General features: G+C 64.9%; 26 protein-coding genes. 16 read left to right on the top strand and 10 right to left on the bottom strand.

Features of this window, described 5'->3' with window-relative positions; translation table 11 throughout:
• The first annotated feature begins 1 nt into the window (after position 1).
• Complete coding sequence (locus L2Y97_RS07755; protein WP_247435027.1) at positions 2 to 943, top strand: phosphoglycerate mutase; 942 nt, start codon at positions 2 to 4, stop codon at positions 941 to 943.
• A complete protein-coding gene (gene recJ / locus L2Y97_RS07760; protein ID WP_247435030.1) occupies positions 940 to 2646 on the top strand; it encodes a single-stranded-DNA-specific exonuclease RecJ in 1707 nt (568 codons plus the stop codon). Before L2Y97_RS07755 ends, recJ begins: the two co-directional genes overlap by 4 nt.
• Positions 2647 to 2665: 19 nt before the next feature.
• On the opposite strand, the gene L2Y97_RS07765 is transcribed toward recJ, so the two are convergent.
• On the bottom strand, positions 2666 to 3889 hold the full coding sequence (locus L2Y97_RS07765) for a hypothetical protein (protein WP_247435031.1): 1224 nt from the start codon (positions 3887 to 3889) through the stop codon (positions 2666 to 2668).
• A gap of 104 nt (positions 3890 to 3993) precedes the next feature.
• Here L2Y97_RS07765 and L2Y97_RS07770 point away from each other — a divergent pair, with 104 nt between their 5' ends.
• From L2Y97_RS07770 to L2Y97_RS07805, 8 genes are all read left to right on the top strand, one after another.
• On the top strand, positions 3994 to 4635 hold the full coding sequence (locus L2Y97_RS07770; RefSeq protein ID WP_247435034.1) for a DUF5671 domain-containing protein: 642 nt from the start codon (positions 3994 to 3996) through the stop codon (positions 4633 to 4635).
• 11 nt (positions 4636 to 4646) lie between these two features.
• On the top strand, positions 4647 to 5063 hold the full coding sequence (locus L2Y97_RS07775; protein WP_247435037.1) for a hypothetical protein: 417 nt from the start codon (positions 4647 to 4649) through the stop codon (positions 5061 to 5063).
• A 235-nt stretch (positions 5064 to 5298) separates the two neighbouring features.
• Entirely contained in the window at positions 5299 to 5709 is a 411-nt protein-coding gene (locus L2Y97_RS07780; protein ID WP_247435040.1) for a hypothetical protein, read from the top strand.
• Positions 5710 to 5820: 111 nt separating this feature from the next.
• Positions 5821 to 6168 (top strand): hypothetical protein, encoded by a 348-nt coding sequence (locus tag L2Y97_RS07785; protein ID WP_247435043.1) that lies wholly within the window; start codon positions 5821 to 5823, stop codon positions 6166 to 6168.
• A gap of 107 nt (positions 6169 to 6275) precedes the next feature.
• The gene (locus tag L2Y97_RS07790; RefSeq protein ID WP_247435045.1) at positions 6276 to 6614 is read left to right on the top strand and encodes a hypothetical protein; all 339 of its coding nucleotides are present in this window, start codon (positions 6276 to 6278) and stop codon (positions 6612 to 6614) included.
• Between the two features lie 55 nt (positions 6615 to 6669).
• The gene (locus L2Y97_RS07795; RefSeq protein ID WP_247435048.1) at positions 6670 to 7638 is read left to right on the top strand and encodes a multidrug resistance efflux transporter family protein; all 969 of its coding nucleotides are present in this window, start codon (positions 6670 to 6672) and stop codon (positions 7636 to 7638) included.
• 54 nt (positions 7639 to 7692) lie between these two features.
• Entirely contained in the window at positions 7693 to 8148 is a 456-nt protein-coding gene (locus L2Y97_RS07800; RefSeq protein WP_247435050.1) for a hypothetical protein, read from the top strand.
• Positions 8149 to 8324: 176 nt separating this feature from the next.
• Entirely contained in the window at positions 8325 to 9554 is a 1230-nt protein-coding gene (locus L2Y97_RS07805; protein WP_247435053.1) for an MFS transporter, read from the top strand.
• 34 nt (positions 9555 to 9588) lie between these two features.
• On the opposite strand, the gene L2Y97_RS07810 is transcribed toward L2Y97_RS07805, so the two are convergent.
• From L2Y97_RS07810 to L2Y97_RS07820, 3 genes are read right to left on the bottom strand one after another with little or no spacing between them, the layout of a single operon-like run.
• Positions 9589 to 10479, bottom strand: coding sequence for a LysR family transcriptional regulator (locus L2Y97_RS07810; RefSeq protein WP_247435056.1), 891 nt, complete (start codon positions 10477 to 10479; stop codon positions 9589 to 9591).
• Positions 10480 to 10483: 4 nt separating this feature from the next.
• Complete coding sequence (gene tesB / locus L2Y97_RS07815) at positions 10484 to 11350, bottom strand: acyl-CoA thioesterase II (protein WP_247435059.1); 867 nt, start codon at positions 11348 to 11350, stop codon at positions 10484 to 10486.
• Positions 11351 to 11396: 46 nt separating this feature from the next.
• The gene (locus L2Y97_RS07820) at positions 11397 to 11954 is read right to left on the bottom strand and encodes an N-acetylmuramoyl-L-alanine amidase (RefSeq protein ID WP_247435061.1); all 558 of its coding nucleotides are present in this window, start codon (positions 11952 to 11954) and stop codon (positions 11397 to 11399) included.
• Positions 11955 to 11999: 45 nt separating this feature from the next.
• On the opposite strand from L2Y97_RS07820, the gene L2Y97_RS07825 reads away from it, so the two are divergent.
• From L2Y97_RS07825 to L2Y97_RS07835, 3 genes are all read left to right on the top strand, one after another.
• Entirely contained in the window at positions 12000 to 12518 is a 519-nt protein-coding gene (locus L2Y97_RS07825; protein ID WP_247435064.1) for an alpha/beta hydrolase, read from the top strand.
• Positions 12515 to 14659 carry a bifunctional 23S rRNA (guanine(2069)-N(7))-methyltransferase RlmK/23S rRNA (guanine(2445)-N(2))-methyltransferase RlmL gene (rlmKL, locus tag L2Y97_RS07830; protein ID WP_247435067.1) on the top strand — a complete coding sequence of 715 codons (2145 nt, stop codon included), beginning with the start codon at positions 12515 to 12517 and terminating at the stop codon, positions 14657 to 14659. Before L2Y97_RS07825 ends, rlmKL begins: the two co-directional genes overlap by 4 nt.
• 76 nt (positions 14660 to 14735) lie before the next feature.
• Positions 14736 to 15134 carry a hypothetical protein gene (locus L2Y97_RS07835; protein ID WP_247435070.1) on the top strand — a complete coding sequence of 133 codons (399 nt, stop codon included), beginning with the start codon at positions 14736 to 14738 and terminating at the stop codon, positions 15132 to 15134.
• 61 nt (positions 15135 to 15195) lie between these two features.
• Here L2Y97_RS07835 and L2Y97_RS07840 read toward each other — a convergent pair whose 3' ends face one another.
• Positions 15196 to 15633 (bottom strand): DUF6491 family protein, encoded by a 438-nt coding sequence (locus tag L2Y97_RS07840; protein WP_247435072.1) that lies wholly within the window; start codon positions 15631 to 15633, stop codon positions 15196 to 15198.
• Between the two features lie 187 nt (positions 15634 to 15820).
• Between L2Y97_RS07840 and egtB the strand changes: the two genes are divergently transcribed.
• Positions 15821 to 17089, top strand: a complete 1269-nt coding sequence (egtB, locus tag L2Y97_RS07845) for an ergothioneine biosynthesis protein EgtB (protein WP_247435075.1) — start codon at positions 15821 to 15823, stop codon at positions 17087 to 17089.
• The gene (gene egtD / locus L2Y97_RS07850; RefSeq protein ID WP_247435078.1) at positions 17086 to 18069 is read left to right on the top strand and encodes an L-histidine N(alpha)-methyltransferase; all 984 of its coding nucleotides are present in this window, start codon (positions 17086 to 17088) and stop codon (positions 18067 to 18069) included. Before egtB ends, egtD begins: the two co-directional genes overlap by 4 nt.
• A gap of 87 nt (positions 18070 to 18156) precedes the next feature.
• Here egtD and mfd read toward each other — a convergent pair whose 3' ends face one another.
• From mfd to L2Y97_RS07875, 5 genes are all read right to left on the bottom strand, one after another.
• A complete protein-coding gene (gene mfd, locus L2Y97_RS07855) occupies positions 18157 to 21606 on the bottom strand; it encodes a transcription-repair coupling factor (RefSeq protein WP_247435080.1) in 3450 nt (1149 codons plus the stop codon).
• 78 nt (positions 21607 to 21684) lie between these two features.
• Positions 21685 to 22593: a cation diffusion facilitator family transporter gene (locus L2Y97_RS07860; protein ID WP_247435083.1), complete on the bottom strand. Its 909-nt coding sequence runs from the start codon at positions 22591 to 22593 to the stop codon at positions 21685 to 21687.
• A 32-nt stretch (positions 22594 to 22625) separates the two neighbouring features.
• Positions 22626 to 23132: a Slp family lipoprotein gene (locus L2Y97_RS07865; protein ID WP_247435086.1), complete on the bottom strand. Its 507-nt coding sequence runs from the start codon at positions 23130 to 23132 to the stop codon at positions 22626 to 22628.
• A gap of 28 nt (positions 23133 to 23160) precedes the next feature.
• Positions 23161 to 24063: a 23S rRNA (adenine(2030)-N(6))-methyltransferase RlmJ gene (locus L2Y97_RS07870; RefSeq protein ID WP_247435090.1), complete on the bottom strand. Its 903-nt coding sequence runs from the start codon at positions 24061 to 24063 to the stop codon at positions 23161 to 23163.
• Positions 24064 to 24133: 70 nt separating this feature from the next.
• A complete protein-coding gene (locus tag L2Y97_RS07875; RefSeq protein WP_247435093.1) occupies positions 24134 to 24766 on the bottom strand; it encodes an NAD(P)-dependent oxidoreductase in 633 nt (210 codons plus the stop codon).
• A gap of 119 nt (positions 24767 to 24885) precedes the next feature.
• Between L2Y97_RS07875 and L2Y97_RS07880 the strand changes: the two genes are divergently transcribed.
• Positions 24886 to 25779, top strand: coding sequence for a LysR family transcriptional regulator (locus tag L2Y97_RS07880; protein WP_247435096.1), 894 nt, complete (start codon positions 24886 to 24888; stop codon positions 25777 to 25779).
• Position 25780 lies beyond the last annotated feature (1 nt).

Consider the following 25780-nt stretch of genomic DNA (forward strand, 5'->3'; position numbering starts at 1 on the left):
CATGGCGACCGTGTTGAATGTGCTGCTGCCCGGGCGCGACAAGCTCAGCTTCGTTGACGCCTTCAACCAGTGGCTGGCGCGCGGTACGGCGCTGCCGACGGCCTTGCCCGGCTACATGCACGCGGTCGCCGAGTTTTTCCGCTGGCCCGATGGCCCGTTGCCCGCTGCCGCGTTGATTCGCCAGAGCGTGGCGGGCGATGCCGGCACGGCGCTGTGGGTGTGCGCAGATCCCGCGTGGGTGCAGCCGGAGCTGAGCGGCGCGCGCCTGCTCGGCTGCGGCAATCTTGCGGTAAGCCCCGCCGATGCGGCGAGCATGGTCGATGCACTCAGCGACACGTTCGCGGAAGAGGGCATGACGCTTCTGGTAGGCGATCCGCAACACTGGCAGCTCAAGGTGCCGAACTACGTGCAGGTGCCGACGTTCCCCGAGCCCGAAGAAGCGCTCGGTGCTGATTTGTTCGAGCAGCTGCCCAAGGGGGAGCACGGCCGCCGCTGGCGCGCCTTGCTCAACGAGGCCCAGGTGGTACTGCACAACCACCCTGCCAACGCCAATCGCGCCTATAACAGCTTGCCGCCCATCAACAGCGTATGGCTGTGGGGCGCCGGTACGCTCCCCGAATGGGTTGAATGCGGCCAGTCCCGCATCTATAGCGACGACCTGCTCATCTGGGCGCTAGGCCACAAGGCTGGCGTCGACGTCCAGCCCCGCGCCCCCCTTGCAGGAGCGCGCTCGCGCGCGATCCCCGCCACTGGTGAGGCCGGTCACGCAGAACTTCTGGACTTGCAGGACGTACAACCCTCGGAATTCGATCGCGATTGGTGGCCGTACCTCGAAGCTCGCCTCGAATCCGGTACCGAGCTCCGCCTGGCCTTCGCCGATGGCCGCCGCATCGTGCTGAAGAAAGCCCACCGCATGCGCTTCTGGCGTAAGTCCAAGGCATGAAGACCTGGCGCAAGCGCATGGCGGATGTGGCACCCAGCGGCTGGCCTGCCCATGTCCATCCGGTCATCCAGCGCATTTATGCCGCCCGCGGCGTTACGACGCCGGATGGCGCCGAACACCGCCTTGCACGCTTGCATTCGCCCACGCTGCTCGGCGGCATGGACCGCGCCGTCGAGTTGCTCATCGAGGCGATCGATCGCGATCAGCGCATCGTCATCGCTGGTGATTACGATTGCGATGGTGCGACTGGCGCCGCCGTTGCCCAGCGCGGCATGCGCCTGCTTGGCGCGAAGCATGTCAGCCATGTTGTGCCCAATCGTTTCGTCCACGGGTATGGCCTGAGTGAGGCTCTCGTCGCGTCGCTGGAACCCACGCCCGATCTGATCGTCACCGTGGATAACGGTGTGGCCAGCGTTGCGGGTGTTGCGGCCGCGCATGCTCGAGGCATCCGCGTACTCATCACCGATCACCACCTGCCGGGCGATACGCTGCCGGCCGCCGACGCGATGGTGAATCCGAACCTCGACGGCGATGGTTTTCCCAGCAAAGCGCTCGCGGGCGTCGGCGTCATGTTCTACTTGCTGCTCGCGGTGCGTGCAGCCATGCGCGACGCCGGGCGTTTCGCCGAAGGCAACGAGCCGGACCTCGGTGCGCTGCTGGACTTGGTAGCCCTCGGCACCGTGGCCGATCTGGTGCCGCTCGACTTTAACAATCGCGTATTCGTCGATGCGGGCCTGAAGCGCATGCGCGCAGGCAAGGCGTGCGCGGGCATCACCGCGTTGATCGAGGCCTCGAATCGCTCGGTGTCCACCGTCACCGCTACCGATCTCGCGTTCGCCATCGGTCCGCGCCTGAATGCGGCTGGGCGCCTGGAAGATATGTCGCTGGGCGTTGCTTGCCTGCTTACCGACGATACCGGCGTCGCCCGCCGCTACGCTGAGCAGCTAAGCGCGATTAACCAGGAGCGCCGCGAGATGCAGGCGGGCATGGTCGAGGAAGCCGAGGCCATGGTGTCGCGCGCTGCGCATGTCGATGCCGTGGGCGTCGCGCTGTTCGATCCGGGTTGGCACGCGGGCATCGTGGGTCTGGTTGCGTCGAAGCTGAAGGAAAAACTTCATCGGCCCGTGCTTGCGTTTGCACCCGCAGGCGATGACACCGACGAACTGCGTGGCTCTGCGCGTTCGATTCCGGGATTTCACATCCGCGATGCGCTTGCCGAAATCGACGCGAAGCACCCCGGCCTGATCCTGCGCTTCGGCGGCCACGCGATGGCGGCGGGCCTCAGCATGCAGGCCAGCGCCTTCGAACGCTTCGCCGCGATCTTCGATGCGACCGCACGCGCACACCTGGATGACGACCGCCTGCAGGCGGTGGTCCAGACCGATGGCGAGCTCGATTACCGCGACCACACCCTGGATCTCGCGAAGCAGCTGCGTTTCGCCGGCCCCTGGGGCCAGGCATTTCCTTCGCCCGTGTTCGAGAACGTCTTTGAGTGTGCCTCGTGGAAGCCCATGGGCACGAAACACCTGCGTTTCCAGCTTCGTCACGAGCAAGGCGGCGCGCCGCTCGATGCGGTGATGTTCAGCTGCTACGACGGCACCCCGCCGCCCCAGCGTTTCCGCGCCGCCTACGAGCTCACGGTGAACGACTGGCAGGGCAGGGAAAGCGTCCGTTTGCTCATCACCCACATGGAGCCCATGTAGGAGCGCCCTTGCGCGCGATTCACGCCCCGCCGATATCAATCCCGAGGGTAAAGAGCGTGCACAGCAGGGTCAGGGCGAAAACCGATGTGGCCAGCCAAAGCATGCCGAAACGCGGCTTGCCTTCAGCCCATACGGCCAGCGCGATATATACACCGGGAGCCACGCTGACGTACCGATACATGGATGTCAGCGTTCCGGTCGAAAGCGGCGCAAGAACGGTCAGGCCGGTGAAGATGGCGAGACCTCGCCAGCCTCGCTTCCAGCAGGTGACCATGCTGCAACCGGCCATGACGACGGCCGCGAAATTCACGATCTTTGGGTTCCAGGGCTCCGCCAGCTGAAGTGGACGGTTGATGTAGTCGAGCAAGGCTATCCAGGGGGCGTGAAGCGAACGGCCCCAGATCACCTGGATATCCTTGAAAGCGAGGGGGTTGCCTGTGGCATGCCATAGGTAGGCCATGTATGCCCCCAGCCCCATGCCGACAAGGCCGAGTGGCACCAGGTCACGGGCCCGGCGCTCGCCCCGGTACCACCGGTCAACAAGCAGGGCCGGGGCCAGGAATGCGCCGTTGACACGGGCCGCGCTGGCAAACGCGCCGATGACGGGACTGAGCAGTGGGTGCTTAAGCACCTCACCAAGGAAGGCGGCTGTCACGAGGGTGAAGAACAGCGCCTCGCTGTGCGGCAGCATCATGAAATAGGTGGAGGGCCAGCAGAGAGCGGCGATAACGGCGTAGTCGGCCAGAGCCACGGATGTCGTAACGGTGCGCGCGAGTGACCACAGCAAACAGAAGGCCGCGAAGGCCAGCAGATTCACGAGCAAGACGCCAGACCACAGCCACTCGCCCGTGATGTTGGCCACGCCACGCCACATCATGGGGTGAAGCGGAAAAAACGCCCAGGTGGAGGCGCGGCTGGTATCGAACGGACGCTCCTCGTAACCGTTTGCCGCAATGTCGTGATAGAACGCCGCATCGTTGTGGATGGCGACCCGCCGGAAGCCTTCCGCAATGGCCTTGGGCGAGATTCGTATGTTCATGTTGTCGCGCGAGCCCCAGTGATCCGCAAGGCCTTGCTGCATCAACGGGGTGCAGGCCAGGATCACGATCACGAGCAGGCGCGAGAGAATGAACGGCCAGAACACATGCCGAACGGCAGGCGGCAGGTACTCATGCACGCCGGCCAGCTGTCGCCAGATCGGGCGTGTACGAGGGACAGAGAGGGCACTTGGCTCGGCAGACACGGGGTGGCACTCGCGATGGGCCGCGAGATCATACGGTAATCGCAAGTGATTGCATCCCCCGCAACGGGTATGCTCCGACGCACTTGGACCCAGGGAGATGGCGCATGGCAGGCAGCACGCAGGAACTGGAACGTTTCGTCCACGCCGCGCTGGAACGGGGGCAATCGCGGCAGGCGATAGAAGAGGTTCTGACCCAGGCCGGATGGGCGCCCGAGCAAGTACACCCGGCGCTGGCCGCCTATGCGGATTCGGCGTTTCCCATTCCCGTTCCCCGGCCACGTCCGTATCTTTCCGCCCGCGAGGCGTTCATCTACCTGGTGATCTTCACTACGTTGTACCTGAGTGCGTTCCACCTCGGGTCGCTACTGTTCAACCTCATCGATCGTGCCTACCCGGATACGATCCAGACCGTGGAGTATTTCCGGCTGGGGCCGGATCTTCGCTGGTCGATGGCATCCGTCATCATCGCCTTCCCGGTGTTCCTGCTCCTGTCGTGGCGCAACGAGCGGGCGCTGACGAAGCAGCCGGTGAAGCGGCAGTCCGCGGTGCGTCGCTGGCTGACCTACCTCACGTTGTTTATCGCTGCGGTGGCATTGATCTGCGACTTCACCACGCTGGTCGATCGGTTCCTGGGTGGTGAACTCACGATGCGTTTCGTGCTCAAGGTCATCGTGGCGGCAGTGCTCGCCATCGTCGCATTCGCCTATTACCTGCGCGATTTGCGCCGGGATGAGGTGGAGCCATGACGGGGCGCGGTGTGCTCGGCATCATGGTGTCGGTTGTTATGGTTGTGGCGGTAGGTGCCGGCCTGTGGATCAACGGGACGCCTGGCTATCAACGGATGCTTGCGCAGGATGAGCGTCGGTCGGCGCTCCTGACTTGGTTGGGCACTCGCCTTGAAGTACATGCGTCACACTACGGCTCCCTGCCGGATAGCCTGATCGAGATCGGGACAGAGACTGAAAGGGTGGATCCGGTAACGCACGAGATCTTTGGCTACATGCACAAGGGGCTGGACTATCAGCTGTGCGCCGTGTTCGCGTTGGCGAGTGACACATCGACTCGCCCCGAGATGCCTTTTCGCCAGCATGGCAAAGGGCGCACTTGCTTCGATCGCACCGCAGACGTAAAGAACCCAGGCAAGGCGTACCACCTTGAGGCTTACCGCCTGTAGGCTGCGCGCTCACTAGAAGGAGCTCATCTTGAAAGGACGCTTGCTTGTCGCATTCCTTGCGGTGGTCCCGTTCGTCGTCCAGGCTGCCCCCACTTGTCATGGACAACCTTACGGTGATCTGGCGCAGCGCTTCAGTCGTGCTCAGCCTCTGCCAAAAGCAAGCCTGGGTGTCCCCGAAGGGATCGCTATACCTCTGGACCTGGTCAGCATGTCGGGAGGCGGTTTCGGTTGCGACATGTCGTGGACAGTGGATATCGACACCGGCCACGCGTGGGAGCTGTACCGTTGTGAGGACCCTGGTGCGTTCGACCAGCGCGATTTTTCACGACCCGCCTGGGCCGGTGTTCATTTCAACAGCTACACGGACGACAGGGGGCGCCCGGCGCGCGAGGCCGTGAGGGAGGGCACGCTGGCACCCACCACGCTGGAGAAACTTGTCTGCCTCGCCAACGATGCCTGGAGCGCCGCGTCGTGGGGTGGCGGAACGCAGCAGCTAGCCATGGATGGCTTTAGTGGCCTGCGCATCACGAACGGTCCGAGCATGCGCTCGTACGGGAGCTCGAACTACCCGATCGTCGACAGCCCGGATGGACGGCTCAGGCAGGCGGTTCGTGATGCTGTCGAAGCTGCCGTCGCTCCACACTAACGAATAGGTCGGGGCCTTCCCTGATCCAAATCAGGAAGCTGCGGCGTACTCCTCCGCTTACGGTCCGCTCCGTCCACATTTCTGAGACTGGCGCGGCGTACCGTCCCTTCCATGGCGATGGTGCACTGGGTGCAAATGGGGGAACGGCAATACGCGATCCTGGAAGGGACGACGCGCGCGTTTGCGCGGGTCAGCCCGCAGGGCGACCAGTGGGTCGTACGCTGGCGCTATGGGCCCAAGGCCGGGCAGGGCCTGGTGTTGAAGGGCGTCTCATTGATGCAGCGAATGGTCATGCGCTGGGCGGAGCACAACGAGGCGGCGTTGCGTCAGCGTATTCCGGCGGCGAGCAAGCCGTATGAGCCGCCTTCGGCTCAGGAACGTTATTTCTACGATGCGATCTGGCCTGGATATGTGCCGGCGCATCGTCGGCCGCGGCGGGCGGCTCGGGAGAATCATTAGGAAAGGGTGGGCGGTCGTTGGCTGAATGGCCTTCACATGCCGTGAGTTGAGTCCGGTGGCTGGGGTACCTATATAGCGGTCAGTCCCCTTTCCCTGGTCATACCCCCATGAATGCCGAACGCTTCGTTCAGGCCCTGCAGGATGCCGTGGTCCGCGACAACCTCGCGGTCTACGCGAACCTGTTCAGCATGCCGCCCGAAAACGCCGTGGATCCGCATTGGGTGAGGGCGCTCTCCCTCTTTCAGAACCTGGATGCCGAGGGCAAGGCCACGCTCATGGATATCGTGTGCCAGGTGATGGTCGAGACCACCGCCAACCTGCTCGGTATCGCCGATGGCTGCTGCCCGGTAGCCGGGGTGAAGGGTTCGGTCGGGCTTGTGGTGAATGGCAGGCCGATCGGTGGCGAATTGCAGGAGCTGTTCCTGGAACTCAACGAAGCGGGCTGACGAACGCCCGGCGTGGCTGGCATAGTCGGGGTTCGTTTTCCCCGCAAGGCCATCCATGCGTTCCACCGCCCTGAAGGCCGTGGCGATCGCGCTGCTGTCGGCGCTGTTCTTCACGTTTACCTATGTGCTTAACCGTGCCGTCGTCAGTGGCGGCGGCCATTGGCAATGGGCGGTGATCCTGCGCTACCTGTTTACGCTGCCCATGCTGGCGGCCGTGCTTCCCTTCAAGGGCGGGCTCGGGAAGCTGCCCATCGAACTCCGTTCCCATCCGCGCACGTGGCTCATCTGGAGCACGGTGGGTTTCGTGCTGTTTGGCGTGCCGCTGACGTGGGCGGCGACCAGCGGGCCGTCGTGGCTGGTAGCAGGTAGCTTCCAGATGACCGTGCTTGCCGGGCCCCTGATGGCGCCCTTCATCTACGGCGATGAACGGGCGCGCTGGCACATCGGCTCGCTGGCGATCGGTGCGCTGATCGTCGGCGGGGTGATGCTGCTTCAGTTTGGCCACGCCCATGGTGGCCTGGATGCCTCGGCGTGGCTGGCCGTGGGTGCGGTCGCCTTCGCCGCCTTCGCATACCCATTGGGTAACCGAAAGATCCTTTTGCACCTGGAGCGCACCGGCACGAAACTCGGTCCGGTGCAGCGCGTGTTCGGCATGACGCTCGCCAGCTGGCCGCTGTGGCTGGTGCTTGCCGCGGTAACGCTCGCGACCATCGGGCCGCCGACCCCGCGCGAGGCATTGCTGGCCGCCGGCACCGCGCTATCGTCCGGCGCCATCGCCACCATCCTGTTCTTTCACGCCACCGAGCTGGTCGGTCGTCAGCCCACCGCGTTGGCGGCTGTCGAGGCGATGCAGGCGGCTGAGCTTCTACTCGCTACCGTCATTGGTGTGTTGTTCCTGCACGAGTCGTTCCCGGATGCGGTATCGGGCCTGGGTGCGGTCGGCATCATCGTGGGCATTGCCTTGTTTGCGTGGGTGAGCGGTAGGGAAGGGGTTGCCAAGGACCCGGGCGATCGCGGGGCTTGACGCCATGCCAACAGGCGGACCGCGTAGGCTGGCCCCGCTAACGGAGCCTTCCCCATGAAAACCACAGCTGCCCTGCTGCTTCTCGCCCTGCCACTCGCCGCCATGGCCGAGCCGCCGCCGGGTACCCACGGCCAAAGGGCGCCTGCCGCCGAGCCCATGAAGCGCTTCCAGTGGCGCGATGAGGCGGCGGGGTACACCTTCGTCGCCCCGCCGCGCTGGGCGGGCAAGGTGAAGGCCGTGCCGCTGGCATCGGCCGAGCTGGCGAAGTCGGGTGCCACCAGCGGGGTGAAGTTCGTCGCAGGCACGAAGACCTTGCTGGTGCTACTGGCTTCGGATGATGAGCGTGCCAAGGCCGTCACCGATGCCGGCAACCGGGAACTCTCGCGGCACGATGGGCACATCGTTGCGGTGCATGCCGCCACAGATTCGGGGGATCTGGCCCTCACCGAGGAGGAGTTGTCCCAGGCGGTGCAGTGGGATGGGCAGCAAGCGGGCACCGCCGTCCGTTGAAATCGCCGTTATAGGAGCGCGCTTGCGCGCGATCCGGGTTCGCGGCAAGCCCCCATCGAGCGCGAGCGCGCTCCTACAATTGAGTCGTTTCAAGTATCGAACCGGACGTTTTGCGGTATCGATTCGACTCAATTCAGGGTTTAGCCTAAGCATCAGGTTATTCCCCGGAGGTTCCCGTGGACGGCTCGTCCCCCGCCGCGCCGGCGGTTGTTGATCGGCGCATTCGCCATGGCACGCCCGCGTTCCGGCGTACCAATCTCGCCTTGTTCTCGTCGGGCTTCGCTACGTTTGGCCTGCTGTATTGCGTGCAGCCGCTGATGCCGGCGTTCTCGCGCGACTTCGGCGTGGATGCCGCGACCAGTTCGCTGTCGCTCTCGCTGACGACGGCGGTGATGGCCGTTGGCATGTTGTTCGCCGGCGCCATCTCCGATGCGTTCGGGCGCAAGCCGATCATGCTGGCGTCACTGCTTTCCTCGTCTGTCCTGGTGTTGCTTACGGCCGTGACGCCGAGCTGGGGGCTGTTGCTCGCGGCGCGTGCGCTGCTGGGCGTGACGCTCGCGGGCCTGCCCGCTGTTGCCATGACGTACCTCAGCGAAGAGGTGCACGGCGAATCGCTGGGCTTCGCCATGGGCCTGTACATCGGCGGCAACGCCATCGGCGGAATGAGTGGCCGGCTCATTTCCGGATTCACGGCCGATCACGCGTCGTGGCGTGTCGCCGTTGGCGTGATAGGCGCCCTTGGCCTTCTTGCGGCGTTCCTTGTGGCGAAGGGTCTTCCGCCGTCGCTGCATTTCGAAAAGCGCAAGGCGCACCCGCGCGCCCTCGTCGCCGTATTCCGTGACCTGCTCAAGGACACGGGCCTGCCGTGGCTGTTCGCCGAGGGCTTCCTGCTCATGGGTGCGTTCGTCACCATCTACAACTACGTATCGTTCCGGCTCCTCGCCCCACCGTTCTCGCTGTCGCAATCGCATGTGGGTGCCATTTTCATGGTGTACCTCATCGGCGTGGGTGCGTCGGCCTGGATGGGCGCGCTGGCCGGCAAGCTGGGCCGCGGGAAGGTGATGTGGACCGCGCTGGTCATCATGCTCGTGGGTGTCGCGCTTAGCGCAAGCAGCGTGATCTGGGCCATCGTCGTCGGCATCGCCATGATCACCTTCGGCTTCTTCGGCGGCCATTCCATCGCCAGTGGCTGGGTTGGCCTGCGGGCCAACAAGGCCAAGGCGCACGCGTCGTCCATGTATCTCTTCTCGTATTACATGGGCTCAAGCATCGCCGGCTCGCTGGGTGGCGTTTTCTGGACGCATGGCGGCTGGCATGGCGTCGCCATCTACGTGACTGTGTTGGTGCTGGCGGGACTGGTTATCGCGATAAAGCTGCGCGGCCTCAAACCGCAAGCAGCATCCTGACTCTGTAGGAGCGCGCTCCTACGCAAAGAAAAGCTCAGGCTTTCAACATGAGCCGCATGAAGGCAGTAACCAGCGGCGAATTGTCGGAGCGGCGATGGACGAGGTGCAGTGCGCTGGCCGCATCGGGCGAATCGATCGGCACATAGGCCACGCCTTCCACGTGCAGCAGGCGCATGGATTCCGGCAGCACGGCGACGCCAAGCCCGGCGGCGACGAGGCCAACCATCGTGGCGGATTCACCGGCTTCCTGCGCCACGCGTGGCGCGAAGCCTGCGTTGCGGCACATCGCCTGTACCTGCGCGGCGACGCCTGTGCCGGCGTTGCGGCTGAAGACGACGAAGGGTTCATCGGCAAGCTGCTCCACGCGAACACGTGGGCGGCGGCCTTTGGCCAGGGGATGATCGGCGCGCAGGACCGCAACGAGCGGATCATCCACGAGCTTGCGTGCGACCAGCGGCGGTGGAAGGTCGGTGCCGCGAATCAATCCCACTTGTTGTGTACCTTCCAGCAGCCGTTCGATCTGTTGAAGCGTGTTGTGTTCCTTCAGCACCAGCCGCACAGCCGGGTAGGCTTCGCGAAACGCGCGCACCGCGCGCGGGAACCGTTCGATGAGCGGCGTGCTCTGGGTGAAACCCACATGCAGTTCACCGATCTCCCCACGCTCGGCTCGTCGGGCCAGGTCACCGGCTTCATCCACACGGGCGGTGATGTCGCGGGCCGCATCAAGATAAACGCGGCCCGCATCCGTCAGTTCCACACGGCGGTTGGTGCGCCGGAGCAGGCGCACGCCAAGCTGCGCCTCCAGGTCGCGGATCTGCTGGCTCAGCGGCGGCTGGGAGATGCCCAGCCGCTCGGCGGCACGGCTGAAGTGGAGCTCGTCGGCGACGGCGATGAAGTACCGCAGGTGCCGCAGCTCGATCGTCATGGGGTCAGTCGGGGCGGACGCGAATGAGGCCTTCCTGCGCCGTGCTGGCGATTAGCTGGCCATCGCGCGTGTAGATCATGCCGCGGGCCAGCCCACGGCCGCCCTGCGACGTGGGGCTGTCGAACGAATACAGCAGCCAGTCGTCGATACGGAACTCGCGGTGGAACCACAACGCGTGGTCCAGGCTCGCCATCTGCATGTTACGCGTCAGGTACGAGATGCCGTGCGGCAGCGTGGCGGTGCCGATCAGATGGAAATCCGACGCGTAGGCGAGCAGGGCCTGGTGCAGCGAAAGCGTATCGGCGATCGGTGCGGTCAGGCGGAACCAGATGTGCTGGTAGGGCGGACGCTTCGCCGGGCGTAATTCATCGCGCGGCCATACGTGGCGGAATTCGAACGGGCCATCCTTGCCCAGCCAGCGCTGGGTTTTTTCTGGAAGGCGGGCGAGCTGATCCTCAGAAAGCGCGGGCGTGGTCTCCACGTCTTCAGGGGCCGGCACTTCGGGCATCGACATCTGGTGCTCATATCCGGTCTCGGGCACCTGGAACGAGATGGAGCCGTTCAGGATCGGCTGGCCGTGCTGGATCGCCACGACGCGACGGGCAGAGAACGAGCCGCCATCGCGGGTGCGTTCCACGCTGTACACGATAGGCGCGTCGATATCGCCGGCACGCAGGAAGTAAGCGTGCAGCGAGTGAGCGACGCGGTCGTCCGGCACCGTGCGCTGGGCGGCGGAGAGCGCCTGGCCCAGCACCTGGCCGCCAAAGACGAAGCGGGTGCCGATGTCGCGGCTCTGGCCGCGGAACAGGTTGTCTTCGAGGCGCTCAAGTTCGAGCAGTTCGACGAGCTCGCCGACGTGGTTGTCCTGCATGGGTATCCCTTCGGAACGGTGCGCGATGGCTGCCGATTATAAAGAATCAGGCCTTGATCCGGCCCAGCCGCCCGTCGTCGTATGCGCGGGCCCAGGGGAACTGCGGGCCGGGGTCGCGTTTGCGTGGTACTTCGTTCTCCGGGTCATCGCTGGAGGGCACCATGGCGGTATCCAGGTCCTCATGGCCGGCAATGTGGCGCAGGGAGGGGAAACGGCGGATCAGGTCGTCGAGCAGGGCCCGCAACGCGGTGATCTGCGCCTCGGGGTAGGGCTCGGTCATCTCCTGCTTCGCGGTGTGGAACCAGTCCGGGTAACGGCCCAGGTTCACCAGCTCGATGCCGATGGAGCGAGGGTTGTAGCCGCGGGTGTGGTTGGCCACCCGGTTCGGATCGACGTAGCAGAAGATCGAACCGTCGCGATCGATGTAGTAATGCCCGCTGGCGCCGGTGCCGCGGTCCTCATAAAGCACCCGCTCCCCGTACTCGCGGGCCATGGCCAGGTCAGGCAGTTCGGTGCAATGGATGACCACCAGGTCGACGGAGTCGGCCGCCCGTTCGGGCAGCCGGCTTTCATAGGGCAGGGGGGCGTACAGGATGTCGATCATGCCGCTTTGATAACATAGCCAGTCGATCCGCGTACGGAGACCGCCATGCGCGGCCACATCATTCTTTCCCACGGGTCCGATTCCGGCCCTGACGCCACCAAGGTGAGCGCCCTGGCGGCCACGGCCGAAAGCCTCGGCTGGACCACCCACCGCCCGGATTACCGGGAGGACGACCTGAAGGGCCACGCCGGCTCCATCGATCCGCGCCTGGCGCGGCTGGCGAACGCCATTAAGGCCTCGCCGGTGCCCCCGGTACTGGTTGGCTCGAGCATGGGCGCGTTCGTGTCGGGCCTGGCCTCGCTGGATGCCCCGGTGGCCGGGCTGTTCCTGCTGGCCCTGCCGGCGGAGATCCCCGGTTACCCGCGCGCCTTCGCCGCAAGCGCTGGCCTAACCACCTTCCTCGTGCATGGTTATGCCGACGACGTATGCCCGGTCGAGGGCGCCATCGCCTTCGCCCGCGGCCAGGGTGCGCCCCTGCTGCTGGTGCAGGACGACCACCGCCTCTCCGACACCCTTGGCGATATCGACGCCGAATTCCGCCGCTTCCTGGATAGCCTGGCATGAACTTCTTCGCCACCTGCCCGAAGGGCCTGGAATATCTGCTCAAGGACGAGCTGATCGCCATCGGTGCGACCGACGTGAAGGAGGCCCTTGCCGGTGTCGCCTTCTCCGGTGGCATGGAGGTCGCGTATCGCGCTTGCCTGTGGTCGCGCATGGCCAGCCGCGTGCTGTTACCGCTGGCTGAGTTCGGTGCCGAGACGCCTGAAGACCTCTACCAGGGCGTGCAGTCCATCGCGTGGGCCGAGCACCTGGCGCCGCATGGCACCCTTGCCGTGGATGCCAACACGGCGCTGAGCAAACTCACCCATAGCCAGTTCATCGCGCTGAAGACCAAGGACGCGATCGTCGATCAGTTCCGCACCGCCAGCGGCGCCCGGCCCGATGTGGAAACCGACGAGCCGGATGTACAGGTGAACGTGCGCGTCCGCCGTGACCGGGCCACGTTGTCGATCGATCTTTCGGGTTCGCCGCTGCACCGCCGTGGCTGGCGCGAGCGGCAGGGCGAGGCCCCGCTGAAGGAAAACCTCGCCGCCGCGATGCTCGTGCGTGCGCAGTGGCCACGCATTTACGCCGAAGGCGGGGCGCTGGTGGATCCCATGTGCGGATCCGGCACGCTGCTGATCGAAGGTGCCCTGATGGCCGCGGGCGCCGCGCCGGGCCTGCGCCGCGGGTACTTCGGTTTCCTCGGTTGGCGCAAGCACGATTACGCCCTGTGGAAGCAGCTGTGGGAGGAGGCCAAGACCACCACCGACGAGGGCATGCGCAATCTGCGCCCGGTGTTCTTCGGCAGCGATACCGATGCACACATGGTGCAGACCGCCAAGCGCAACGCCCAGACGGCGGGTGTGGCTGGTTTCATCCACCTCGATCGCCGCGATGCGGTCCACGTGGAGCCGCCGCCGGAGACCCCGCTAGGCCTGGTCATCACCAATCCGCCGTACGGCGAGCGCCTGGGCGACCGCGCCGAGCTGCCGCACCTGTACCGTGCGCTGGGCCAGGCCTTGAAGGATCGCTTCCCGGGCTGGCGTGCTGCCGTGCTCGCGGGCGATGAAGAGCTGGGCCGGGCCATGCGCCTGTCGCCGGACAAGCGCTATGCGCTTTACAACGGCGCGCTGGAAACGCCGCTGCTCACGTTCAGCCTGCGTGCGAGGGGCGAAGCACCGGCGCGCGAGCCGAAGCCGCTCTCCGAGGGCGCGCAGATGCTCAAGAACCGGCTGGAGAAGAACGTCCGCCATCTTCGCAAGCGGCTGACCCGCGAGGGCATCACCTGCTGGCGAGCGTACGACCAGGACTTGCCGGAATACGCGGCCGCGATCGACGTGTACGAAGGCTGGTTGCACATCCAGGAATACAAGGCGCCCCAGGACGTCCCGGTGGACGTGGCGCGTAACCGCCTGCGCGAGGTGGTGCGCGTGGCTGCCGAGGTCCTGGAGATCCCGCGCGACCGCATCGCCGTGAAGACGCGCGAGCGCGGTAAGGGCGGCTCGAAGTACGGCCAGTTCGATCAGCAGGGCCAGTTCGTCGAGGTGCACGAGGGCGGACTTAAGTTCCTCATCAACCCCACCGACTACCTCGACACCGGCCTGTTCCTTGACCACCGCCTGGTGCGCGCCAAGATCCGGGAACTTGCCTCCGGCAAGCATTTCCTCAACCTGTTCGCCTACACCGGCACGGCCAGCGTCTACGCCGCGGACGGCAATGCCCGCGATACCACCACGGTCGATCTTTCCGGCACGTACCTCGACTGGGCATCGAAGAACCTTGCCCTGAATGGCTTTACCGGCAACCGTCACCGCCTGATCCAGGAAGATGCGGTGAAGTTCCTGGAAACCCGTTCCATGCAGTACGGCCTGATCTACGTCGACCCGCCGACCTTCTCCAACTCGAAGAAAGCCGACGACTTCGATGTGCAGCGCGATCACGTCAAGCTTCTCCTGCTTTGCGCTGAGCGCCTGCTGCCTGAAGGCGTGATTGTCTTCTCGAATAATTTCCGCCGTTTCCAGCTTGATCGGGCGGCCCTGGAACCCCATTTCACTATTGAAGACTGGAGCGCACCCAGCATCCCGTTCGACTTCGCCCGCCGCCACGATATCCATGGCTGCTGGCTGCTCAGGAAGCCGTTCGTGAACCCGTGGAAAACGTGAACGGGGAGTGCAGAAAACTTCAGTCCGGATTCAGTGGCCGGGCGCGAATCTGCGCTCACCTGAGGAGGTAACTGTCATGAAAGCCAAGTTCGTTAAGTCCGCCGTCGCCCTTGCTGCCGTGGGCCTTATGGCGTTTGCGCCAGCCTCGTTCGCGGGTGGCTGGGGCCATGGCGGTTACCGGGGTGGTGGCTACTATCACGGTGGCGGTTACTACGGTGGCTACCACCGCGGTGGCTACTACGACCACAGCGGCCGCTGGATCGCCGGCGCTATTGTCGCCGGCACGGTAGGCGCCCTGGTTTACAACGCCACCCAGCCGCGCACGGTCGTCGTCGATCGTGGCCCCGTCTACTACAGCCAGCCGCGCACGGTGGTGTATGACGATGGCCCGGTGGTCACCCGCCGCGTCACGACCACGACCACCACCTACGACGATGGCTACTCGACCCGTTACGTGCGTGACGACGGCTATTGATCGCCGGCTAGCCTGAACAAAAAAAAGCCCGGCTCTCAAGCCGGGCTTTTTTTATGGCCGGTTACTTCGCTGCGCCGCTGATCCCCGGGCCGGCACCCTTGTGCTTCGCCTTCTTCTCCAGCTGTTGGTAGGTCGCCTTGTCGATGCTCTCTACGGAGATGATCTGGCAGGGCGGATCGTCGCGGCGGACGATCTTTTCATCAATGCTCCCGCAGATGCGCCCATTACCGATGGCCTGGTTACTGGCCGACGATTTGAACCGCACGCCACCGCCGATACCCATGCGCGGGCAGGCCACGTCGGTGCCGATCTTGAAGAAGTTGGGGCCATTGGCAACGATGACGGTCTGGTCATCCACGACGGAATAGTTCGAGATCCGGTCAGTGCGCATGCAGCTGTTGAACTCGAGCTCGTGGCGGGGCGGGGCCGGGCCATCGGCGGCGCTGGCCGCCACGGAGACGAGGAGCAGGCATGCGGCAGTCAGGTAACGGGCACTCATGGCGAAACCCTCGGTGGTTGGGAATACCACGTTAAGCCCAGTCGCAGCAAAAAACGAGAGGGGGCAGGGGCTTGGTCCACCTTCCGTTAAGGCCCCGGACGCAACCACTCACACCCATTGAACGTTTCCTAGGGCATGGTCATCCGTCATGGCTGACGGATAGTCGGCTGCCCATGGAAACAGACGCATGACCGCTCGTCCGCTCGGCATCATCCCCTCCACGCATTCCGCCGTGGCCCTTGCCGAACGTTTCCTGCGCATTCGCCACCGAACGCGCGAACTGGCGGCGCGGTTGCAGCCGGAAGACACGGTTATCCAGTCCATGCCGGATGCCAGCCCGACCAAATGGCACCTGGCGCATACGACGTGGTTCTTCGAGCAGTTCATCCTGGGGCGTAACGACGCTTACGTGTCGCCCAACCCGGAATGGTTCTACCTGTTCAATAGCTATTACCAGTCGGTGGGTCCCATGCATGCGCGCCCGCGACGCGGGCTGCTGACCCGCCCATCGCTCGACGAGGTCCTCGATTACCGGGCGCGCATCGATGATGCGATCGCCGAACGCATCGCGCGGGCAGACGATGCTGAGCTGCCGGGGCTGGTTGAGCTGGGTGTACAGCATGAACAGCAGCACCAGGAGTTGCTGCTCACTGATATCAAGCACGCCTTTGCGCAGAACCCCTTGGAACCCGCCTACGCTCCCGATGCGCCGCGTGCACTTTCCATTGCTGCTCCACCGTTGCGGTTCGTGCCGTTCGACGAAGGCATCGTCGACGTGGGTTATGACGGTGATGGCTTTCATTTCGATAACGAAGGTCCGCGTCATCGCACGTACCGGCAAGCCGGTTCCATCGCTAACCGTCCTGTCACGAATGCGGAGTACCGTGCTTTCGTCGCTGACGGTGGCTACCGCACGCCAACGCTATGGCTTTCCGATGGATGGGCCACGGTACAGGCAGAAAGCTGGGAGCGCCCTTTGTACTGGGACGAGGCGTGCGAAACGGAATTCACCCTGCAGGGCCGCCGCACCATCGATCCACATGCGCCGGTGTGCCATATCAGCTATTTCGAAGCGGATGCGTTTGCACGCTGGGCCGGTGCACGCCTGCCGACCGAAGTGGAATGGGAGACGATGGCGGCGGGGTTACCCGTACGCGGGAACCTTCAGGATAGCGGGGTGTTCCAACCTCGTGCCGCATCCTTTGAAACACAACTCGGCCAGATGTACGGCGACTGTTGGGAATGGACGATGAGCCCTTATGTCAGTTATCCGGGCTTTCGTCCGCTCGATGGTGCGTTGGGCGAATACAACGGAAAGTTTATGAATGGGCAATGGATCCTCCGCGGCGGTTCCTGTGCCACGCCCGCTGATCATGTGCGTGCGACCTACCGCAACTTTTTTCCGCCCCACGCCCGTTGGCAGTTTTCGGGGCTACGACTTGGAAACGATCGATGAGCGCTCAACCGAATGACATCCGCCTGGATGATCGCCACCCGGATATCGAAGACACCCTGCATACCGTTCGCCGCGGCCTCGCTGCCAAGCCGAAGAAACTGCCATCCCGCCTGTTCTACGATGAGCGCGGATCGGCGCTGTTCGAGGCGATCTGCGAGCAGCCTGAGTATTACCTGACACGCACTGAGATCGCGATCATGCGCGATCACGCAGGAGACATCGCGCAGGCGCTCGGACCTGATGTGCGCCTGGTCGAGTACGGCAGTGGCAGTGGTATCAAGACGCGCATGTTGCTTGAGCACCTTGAGACGCCTGTCGCTTACGTACCGGTAGAGATTTCGCGCACGGCCTTGATGGAGAGTGTCGCTGAGCTGGCCAACCAGTTCCCACACGTGCCCATGCAGCCGGTCTGTGCCGACTTTACCCAGCCTTTGCGCCTGCCCGTGGCGGCGCGTTCGCCGCGCCGCACGGTGATCTATTTTCCCGGCTCTACGATCGGTAATTTCGAAACCAAGGAAGCGATCAAGATCCTCCGCCAGATGCGCGCTGAAATGAGCGATGGCGGCGGCATTATCGTCGGCGTGGATCTGAAGAAGGATCCGGCGCAGATCGAGGCCGCCTATAACGATGCGGCGGGCGTCACGAGGGATTTCACCCTCAACATGCTGGTGCGTCTGAACCGGGAGATCGGCACCGATTTCGACGTGGGCGCGTTCCGCCATCGTGCGCGCTACAACGCGCTTGCCGGCCGCATTGAAACGACGTTGGTAAGCACGAAGCGGCAGGATGTGCACGTGGGGCACGATGTGTTCCCGTTCCGCGAGGACGAGGCCATGCAGGTCGAGTACAGCTGCAAGTACTCGCTGGAAGATTTTGCCCAGATGGCCGGGAAGGCTGGCCTGTCGGTGGCCCAGGTCTGGATGGACGCCGACAAACGCTTCAGCGTGCAGTACCTGGTGCGCTCCACGCCCACGGTCTGATGCAACACCTGTAGGAGCGCGCTTGCGCGCGATGGAGGTTCCGTCGAGAACCCATCGCGCGCAAGCGCGCTCCTACAGGTCCACCGGTTACGTCGGGCGCCTCGCACCCAGCGACACCAGCGTTTCCTGCGCCGTGCGGATGCGCTCGGCGCTGCCGGGCAGCTCCATGATCACGCGCAGCTTGTCCTGCCCATCCATCTTGAAGATGCGCGGCTGTTGCTGGATCAGGCGGATGAGTGCCACCGGATCGATATCCGGCTTTTCACGGAACGTGATGCGCCCGCCATTAGGGCCGAAATCGACCTTGCGAATACCCAACGGCGTGGCCATCAACTTCAGCTGGGCCACGGCGAACAGGCACTTGGCCTGGTCGGGCAGCAGCCCGAAGCGATCGATCATTTCCACCTGCAGCTCGCGCAGGCCCTCGTCGTTACGTGCGCTGGCGATGCGCTTGTACAGGGTCAGGCGGGTGTGCACGTCAGGCAGGTAATCGTCGGGGATCAGCGCCGGCAGGTGCAGTTCGACTTCGGTCTCGTGTTCCGAGGTGAGATCGAAGTCAGGGATCTTGCCCGAGCGCAATGCACGCACCGCGCGATCCAGCAGCTCGGTGTAGAGGCCAAAGCCGATCTCCTGGATCTGGCCGGATTGTTCCTCGCCCAGCATTTCGCCCGCGCCACGGATCTCGAGATCGTGGGTCGCGAGGGTGAAGCCGGCACCCAGCTCCTCGAGTGAGGCCAGCGCTTCGAGGCGCTTCTCGGCATCGGGGGTCATCGCCTTGCGGTCGGGCACGATCAGGTAAGCATATGCGCGGTGGTGCGAACGGCCCACGCGGCCACGCAGCTGGTGCAGCTGTGCCAGGCCGAAGCGATCGGCGCGATTCACGATAATGGTGTTGGCGGTCGGGATGTCGATACCCGACTCGATGATGGTGGTCGACACCAGCACGTTGAACCGCTGGCGGTGGAAATCCGCCATGACCTGTTCCAGTTCGCGCTCCGGCATCTGGCCGTGGGCCACGCGGATGCGTGCTTCGGGAATGAGTTCACCCAGTTCGCGGGCCTGGCGCTCGATCGATTCCACTTCGTTGTGCAGGAAATACACCTGGCCGCCACGGGCCAGCTCGCGCTGGATCGCCTCGCGGACGAGGGCTGGCTGCCAGGTTGAGATCAGCGTGCGCACGGCCGTGCGGTGCGCCGGTGGCGTGGCGATGATGGAGAGGTCGCGCAAGCCGCTCATGGCCATGTTCAGGGTGCGCGGGATCGGCGTCGCGGTGAGGGTGAGCAGGTCCACCTCGGCGCGCAGCTTCTTCAACTGCTCCTTCTGGCGCACGCCAAAGCGCTGCTCTTCATCGACGATGACCAGGCCCAGGTTCTTGAAGCGGATATCGGGCTGCAGCAGCTTGTGCGTGCCGACCATGACATCCACCTGGCCATCGGCCAGGCGCTCCAGCGCGTTATCCACTTCCTTCTTCGATTTGAAGCGGGAGAGGACCTCCACGCGCACCGGCCAGTCGGCGAAGCGATCCGCGAAGTTGCGATAGTGCTGCTGCGCGAGCAGGGTGGTCGGTACCAGCACGGCCACCTGCTTGCCGGCGGTGGCGGCGGCGAACGCGGCGCGCAGCGCGACCTCGGTCTTGCCGAAGCCCACGTCACCGCAGACCACGCGATCCATGGCACGCGGCGCGGCCAGGTCGACGATCACGGCATCGATCGCCCGTTGCTGGTCGGCCGTCTCCTCGAACGGGAAGGTGGCGGCGAACTCTTCGATCATCTGCCGATCCACCGACAGCGCCTCGCCCACCTTGTTTTCGCGCTGGGCGTAGATCGCCAGCAGCTCGGCGGCCACGTCGCGGACCTTCTCGGCGGCCTTCTTGCGGGCGCGTTCCCAGGCATCGCCACCCAGCGAATGCAATGGCGCCAGTTCGGGTGCGGTGCCGGTGTAGCGGCTGACCAGGCCCAGCTGCGCCACGGGCACGTACAGCTTGTCGCCCTTGGCGTATTCAATGGTGAGGAACTCACCCGGCATGTCGCCGACATCCAGGGTCAACAGGCCCTGGTAGCGGCCCACGCCATGGTCGATATGCACGATGGGCGAGCCGATCTGCAGCTCGGTCAGGTCCTTGATGATGCTTTCGGGATCGCGCGCCGCGCCGACGCGTTTGCGTCGCTCGGTGCGCACGCGCTCGCCGAACAATTCGCGCTCGGTCAGCACGGTGAGTGCGGGCTCGTTCAAGGCAAAGCCCTGTTCGAGCGATGCCACGCTGATGGCGAATTTTTCATCGCCAGCGAGGAACGTTTTCCAGCTCTCGGTGTTCACCGGCTTCATGCCTGCGCCGGCGAGCTGCTCGATCAGCGCTTCGCGGCGGCCTGCCGAATCGGCGGCGATCAGCGTGCGGCCGGGGTAATGGGCAAGGAAATGGCGCAGCGCCGTGCCAGGCTCTTCGCCCTTGCGGTTGAGCGGCAGCTCGGGGGCCGGCTGCGTGCCCAGGTCCACGGCGTGTTCGTGGCCTTTCTCGACGACATCGATGCGGACCTGCTTGTTCAGCTGTTCGCGCAGGTTGTCCGGTGGAAGGTAGATCTCCGCGGGCGGCAGCACCGGGCGTTCGATATCGTGCGCGCGCTGGTCGTAGCGGTCGCCCACCTGTTGCCAGAAGGCAGCGGCGGATTCGAGCACGCCTTCGCCGAGCACGAACAGGGCGTTATCCGCGATGTACTCGAACAGCGTTTCCGTCTTCGCGAAGAACAGCGGCAGGTAGTACTCGATGCCGCCGGGCGTCACGCCTTCCTTCATGTCCTGGTAGAGCGGGCAGCGGCGCACATCGATCGGGAAGCGATCACGCAGCGCCGTGCGGAAGGCCTTGGCGGCCTCATCCGTCACCGGGAATTCGCGGGCGGGCAGCAGGTCGACACCTTCCACCTGGTGCTGCGAGCGCTGCGTCTCGGTATCGAACGTGCGGATCGATTCGATCTCGTCATCGAACAGTTCGATGCGGTACGGCTCGCTCGCACCCATGGCGTAGATATCGATCAGCGCACCGCGCACTGCGAAATCACCCGGCTCGGCCACTTGCGGCACGTTGCGGTAACCCGCCGCCTCGAGGCGGCGCTGCTCGGCGCTGATATCCAGCTTCTGGCCCTTGCGCAGCACCAGGCCCGAACCGGTGATGTGCGTGCGCGGCGCGATACGCTGCATGAGCGTGGCAACCGGAACGACCAGGACACCGCGTTTGACCGCCGGCAGGCGGTACAGCGTGGCGATGCGCTGCGAGACCACTTCCGGGTGCGGGCTGAACACGTCGTAGGGCAGCGTTTCCCAGTCCGGGAAATGCAGCACGGGGAGCTCGCCGGCGAAGACGCCCAGTTCGCTTTCGAGGTTATCCGCGCTGCGCGTATCGCGCACCACGACCACCAGCAGGCCATCGTGCGCGCGGGCCGCCTCCGCCACTTCCAGGGCCCAGGACGAGCCATGGGGCACGGCCCAATAGCGGCGGGTCTTGGCGTTGGCGGGCAGGGGCGGGCGGGGCAGGGCTACGGGCATCGGTTCGGGGCGTCTTCAAACAGATAAGTCGACCATTGTACAGGCCGCCGCGTCAGCGCTTTGTAGGCTTGTCGCCCGTCAGTCCGCGTAATCAGGCTCGAAGAAGCTCCAGCGCACATCCTTGAAGCGGGCCTTGAAATCGGCCTCGACGATGTTGATGGCCTCGATCATGGCCCGGGGCGTGGGCGTGGGGGCCATCTTCGCCTTGATCGCCACCATGACATCGGGGCCCATCTGCAGGGTCAGCAGGTTGTAGACCTGGTCGACCTCCGCGCGTGCCTCGAGGAACGCCACCATCTCGGCACGGCGCTTGGGCTCGACGCCCTGGCCGATCAGCAGCGCCTTGACCTCGCGGGCCACGGCCACGGCCACGACGATCAGCAGCACGCCAATGCAGATGGTGCCGATGGCATCGAAGATGAGGTTGCCGGTGATCATGGTCAGCACCACGGCAGCCAGGGCCAGGCACAGGCCGATCAACGCGGCGAGGTCTTCACCGAAGATCACCAGCAGTTCGCTGGCGCGCGTTTCGCGGAACCACTGCCACAGCGGCTGGTCGCCGCGGGCCTTGTTCACTTCCTGCATGCAGCCATGCATCGACACGCCTTCGGTGGCGATCGAGAATACAAGCACGCCCACGGCCAGCCATGGCCAGCTCAGCGGTTCGGCGTGGGTCAGCTTGTGCACGCCCTCGTACACCGAGAACATGCCGCCCACGCTAAACAGCAGGATGGCGACGAGGAACGACCAGAAGTACAGGGCACGGCCCCATCCCAACGGATAGTCCGGGGAGGGCGGCCGCTTGGCCTGGCGCATGCCCAGCAGGAGCAGCCCCTGGTTGCCGCAATCGGCCAGCGAGTGCACCGCTTCGGCCATCATGGCGCCGGACCCTGTAAAAAGGGCGGCGACCAGCTTGGCGACGAAGATGGCGAAGTTGGCACCGAGCGCGAGGAAGATCGCGCGCTTTGAATCAGCGTGGCCCGACATGTGGTTCCCTGTCCCTGAAAGATCGCAAGATCTTACCGGATGACGCCGACGCCCACACCGAAGCTGACGTTTGGATGGCCGCCCTGCATTTCCTTGGCCGTCCAGACGTGCGACTGGTTCACCGACACCAGCGGGAAGGTGTAACTGGCCTGGCCGACGTTGCCCGTGCGCGTGCCGTTGAGGCGACCGGCAAAGGTCACGAGGCCACCGGCCGGGAAGTCGAGGCTTTCCACATAACCGGGCATGGCGGCGATGAAGCGGCCGCTGCCGGTGTCATCCGCCTTGGGGCGCTGCGAGCTGTCCAGGGGATAAGCCAGGACCTCGACTTCGCTGTGGTCGGCGTAGTTCTTGACCTGCACGATGCGGCCACCCCAGATCACATCGGAACTGCCATAGCGCTCCGGCTCACGGGATACCTGCGCCGGCGGTACGGCTACCGTGTTCGGCGTGGCCTTGTAGATGGGCGCCGGTGCACAGCCGCCAAGGGCGAGCGTGAGCAGGGCAGCAGGGACAGCGAGGCGGACGGTGGACGGGCGCATGGGTCGGCTCCTGGCGTGTGACCTGACTTTAGCGCCTTGGTACTGAACGTGGTGGATGCGCCACGTGTAGAGGCGCCGGATCCTTGCCTTCCTCTACCAGCCAGGTCAGCCGGTATTCGGCTTCGCCGGGCTGGCCGAGCAGCTTTGGCAACACTTTCAGGCTATCGCGCAGGGCTTCATCGAGCTTCCACGGCGCGTTCACGATTACCATCCCCGTGCCATTGAGGCGCAGCGGGGACTCATCCTTGTGCAGCAGCAGTTCGGCCATGAGCACGCGCTTGGCGCCGCTCTTGGTGGCCAGCCAGCGGTGGAACGGCTGCACGTGGCTGCGTAGCTTGATCGGGTACCACACGGCAAACATGCCGGTGGGCCACTTTTCCATGGCGGCCTTCAGCGCCTTTTCGATGACGCGGAACTCGGCATCCTGCTGTTCGAACGGTGGGTCGATGAGTACGACGCCGCGTTTTTCCTTCGGGGGCACCAGGGCCTTCATGGCCTCGTAGCCATCGCGGTTGTGCACGTGCACGCGGCCGTCGTGATGGAACAACTGGCGCAGGTTGCCCGCTTCTTCGCTATGCAGCTCGCAAAGCTGCGCCGTGTCGTTCTCGCGCATGAGGTGCGCGGCGATCCACGGCGAGCCCGGGTAGTAACGGATGTCGTCGCCTTCGTTGCAGGCGCGCACGGTCTCGAGCCATTTCCAGAGCAGCGGCGGCAGGCCGGTGGCTGCCTTCAGCTGGGCGACGCCCTCGTCGGCCTCACCGGTCTTGCGGGCCTGCATGCCACGCAGGTCGTAACGGCCGCTGCCGGCGTGGGTGTCGATGTAGCAGAAGGGGGTGGCCTTCTGCTTCAGCGCATCGATAAGGGCCACGAGCACCATGTGCTTCATGACATCGGCAAAGTTGCCGGCGTGGTAGGCGTGGCGATAGTTCATGCGGCCAAGTATAGCCGCTCGGCCCCGCAGCCCGGTTGGGCGGCCGGGGGCCGCTGCGTCTGTAGGAGGCTTAATAGGCCAGCGTGATCCGCTTGCGGGCGGCGTCGCCTTTTTCCAGCCGGTCGAGCAGGCCGATGGCGTAATCCGCCTGCGAGATGTGGCTGTTGCCCTGGGCATCGACCAGCAACTGGTCGCCGCCGATGCGGTATTTGCCCGTGCGCTCGCCGGGCTCGATGTGTGCGGCTGGACTGATGAAGGTCCAGTCGATGTTCGCCTTGCTGGCGCGGAACACCTCCAGCGCCTTGACCATGCCCATGGCCGAGGGCTTCCATGCGGGCGGGAAGTTCGGGTCGTCGATCACGCGCACGCCCGGTGCCACTTCCAGGGAACCGGCGCCACCCACCCAGGCGAAGCGCTTTACGCCGGCCTTCGCGAGGGTATCGAGCAGCACCTCGGCCTGCTTCGGCACGTTGTCCGGGTTGGGATCGTTGACGCTGGCGATAGCGGCCTCGGCGCCCGCGAGCGCGGCCTCGTAGCTCGCCGGAGTGAGCAGGTCGCCCTTGGCCACCTTCAGATGGGGGTTCTGCACGGTCAGCTTGGCGGGGTCGCGGACGATGGCCGTGACGTGGTGACCACGGTCCAGGGCCTCCTGCAGGATGACCTTGCCGATGTTGCCGGTGGCGCCGAAGAGCACGATGTTCATGGAGGGTCCTTGCGATGGGAAGGGAGCTGGCCGTTAGCATGCGCCTCTCATCGTTTCGCAAAAACACCTTATTTCGCAATTCATCGTAAAGTATGACTTTACGATTGCCGGGTGCCCCCATGGCTAATGACATCAACCTCAATCGCCTGGCGGTGTTCGTCACCCTGATCCGCGCCGGGTCGTTCACGGCGGCCGCCGAGCAACTGGGCACCACCAAGGCCATGGTCAGCCAGCACCTGGCGAAGCTGGAGGAGGAGTTGGGTATGACCCTGGTCCTGCGCAGCACGCGGAAAATGTCGCTCACGGATGCCGGTGAGCGGTTCTACGAGGATTGCGCCAGGGTGGTGGCCGATGCCGAGGCGGCGATCACGCGCCTGGGCGAATGCCGCGACACGCCGATGGGGACCCTGCGTATCGCCGCGGCCGGCGACCATGGCCCCTTTATCGTGGCCCCCGCCCTGGCCGAGTACGTGCGCCGTTACCCGCAGGTCCGGCCGGAACTGGTGGTGAGCGACACCATCGTCGACCTGATCGCTGAACGGTTCGATGTGGCGATCCGCATCGGCTGGCTGCGTGATTCGTCACTGCGTTCGGCGAAGCTGGCCGATGTGCGGCAATGTCTGGTTGCTACGCCGGCGTACCTTGCCGAGCACGGGGTGCCTGCCACCCCCGAAGCGCTCGCGAAGCACCGTTGGGTCGCCCTTACGGTGCTGCCGTCACCGACCCGATGGACCTTCACCGATGCGGCCGGTGAAGCGAAGGCAGTGCAGGTGGACCCGGTGGCCAGCGCGAACAGCACGCTGGCCGTGCATGCGCTGGTAATGGCCGGTGTCGGCATCGCCGTGCTGCCGGATTACGTCGCCCACGACGACCTGGTGGCGGGGCGGCTTGTCGCGTTGCTGCCTGGCCAGCAACTACCCACTGGCGGTGTCTATGCCGTGTACGCCGGCCAGCCCACCGTGAAAGTGCGCTCCTTCATCGATCTGCTGAAGGAGCGCATGGGCGTGCCGTGAG

It is taken from the genome of Luteibacter aegosomatissinici (assembly GCF_023078495.1).
GTDB classification, from domain to species: Bacteria; Pseudomonadota; Gammaproteobacteria; order Xanthomonadales; family Rhodanobacteraceae; genus Luteibacter; species Luteibacter aegosomatissinici.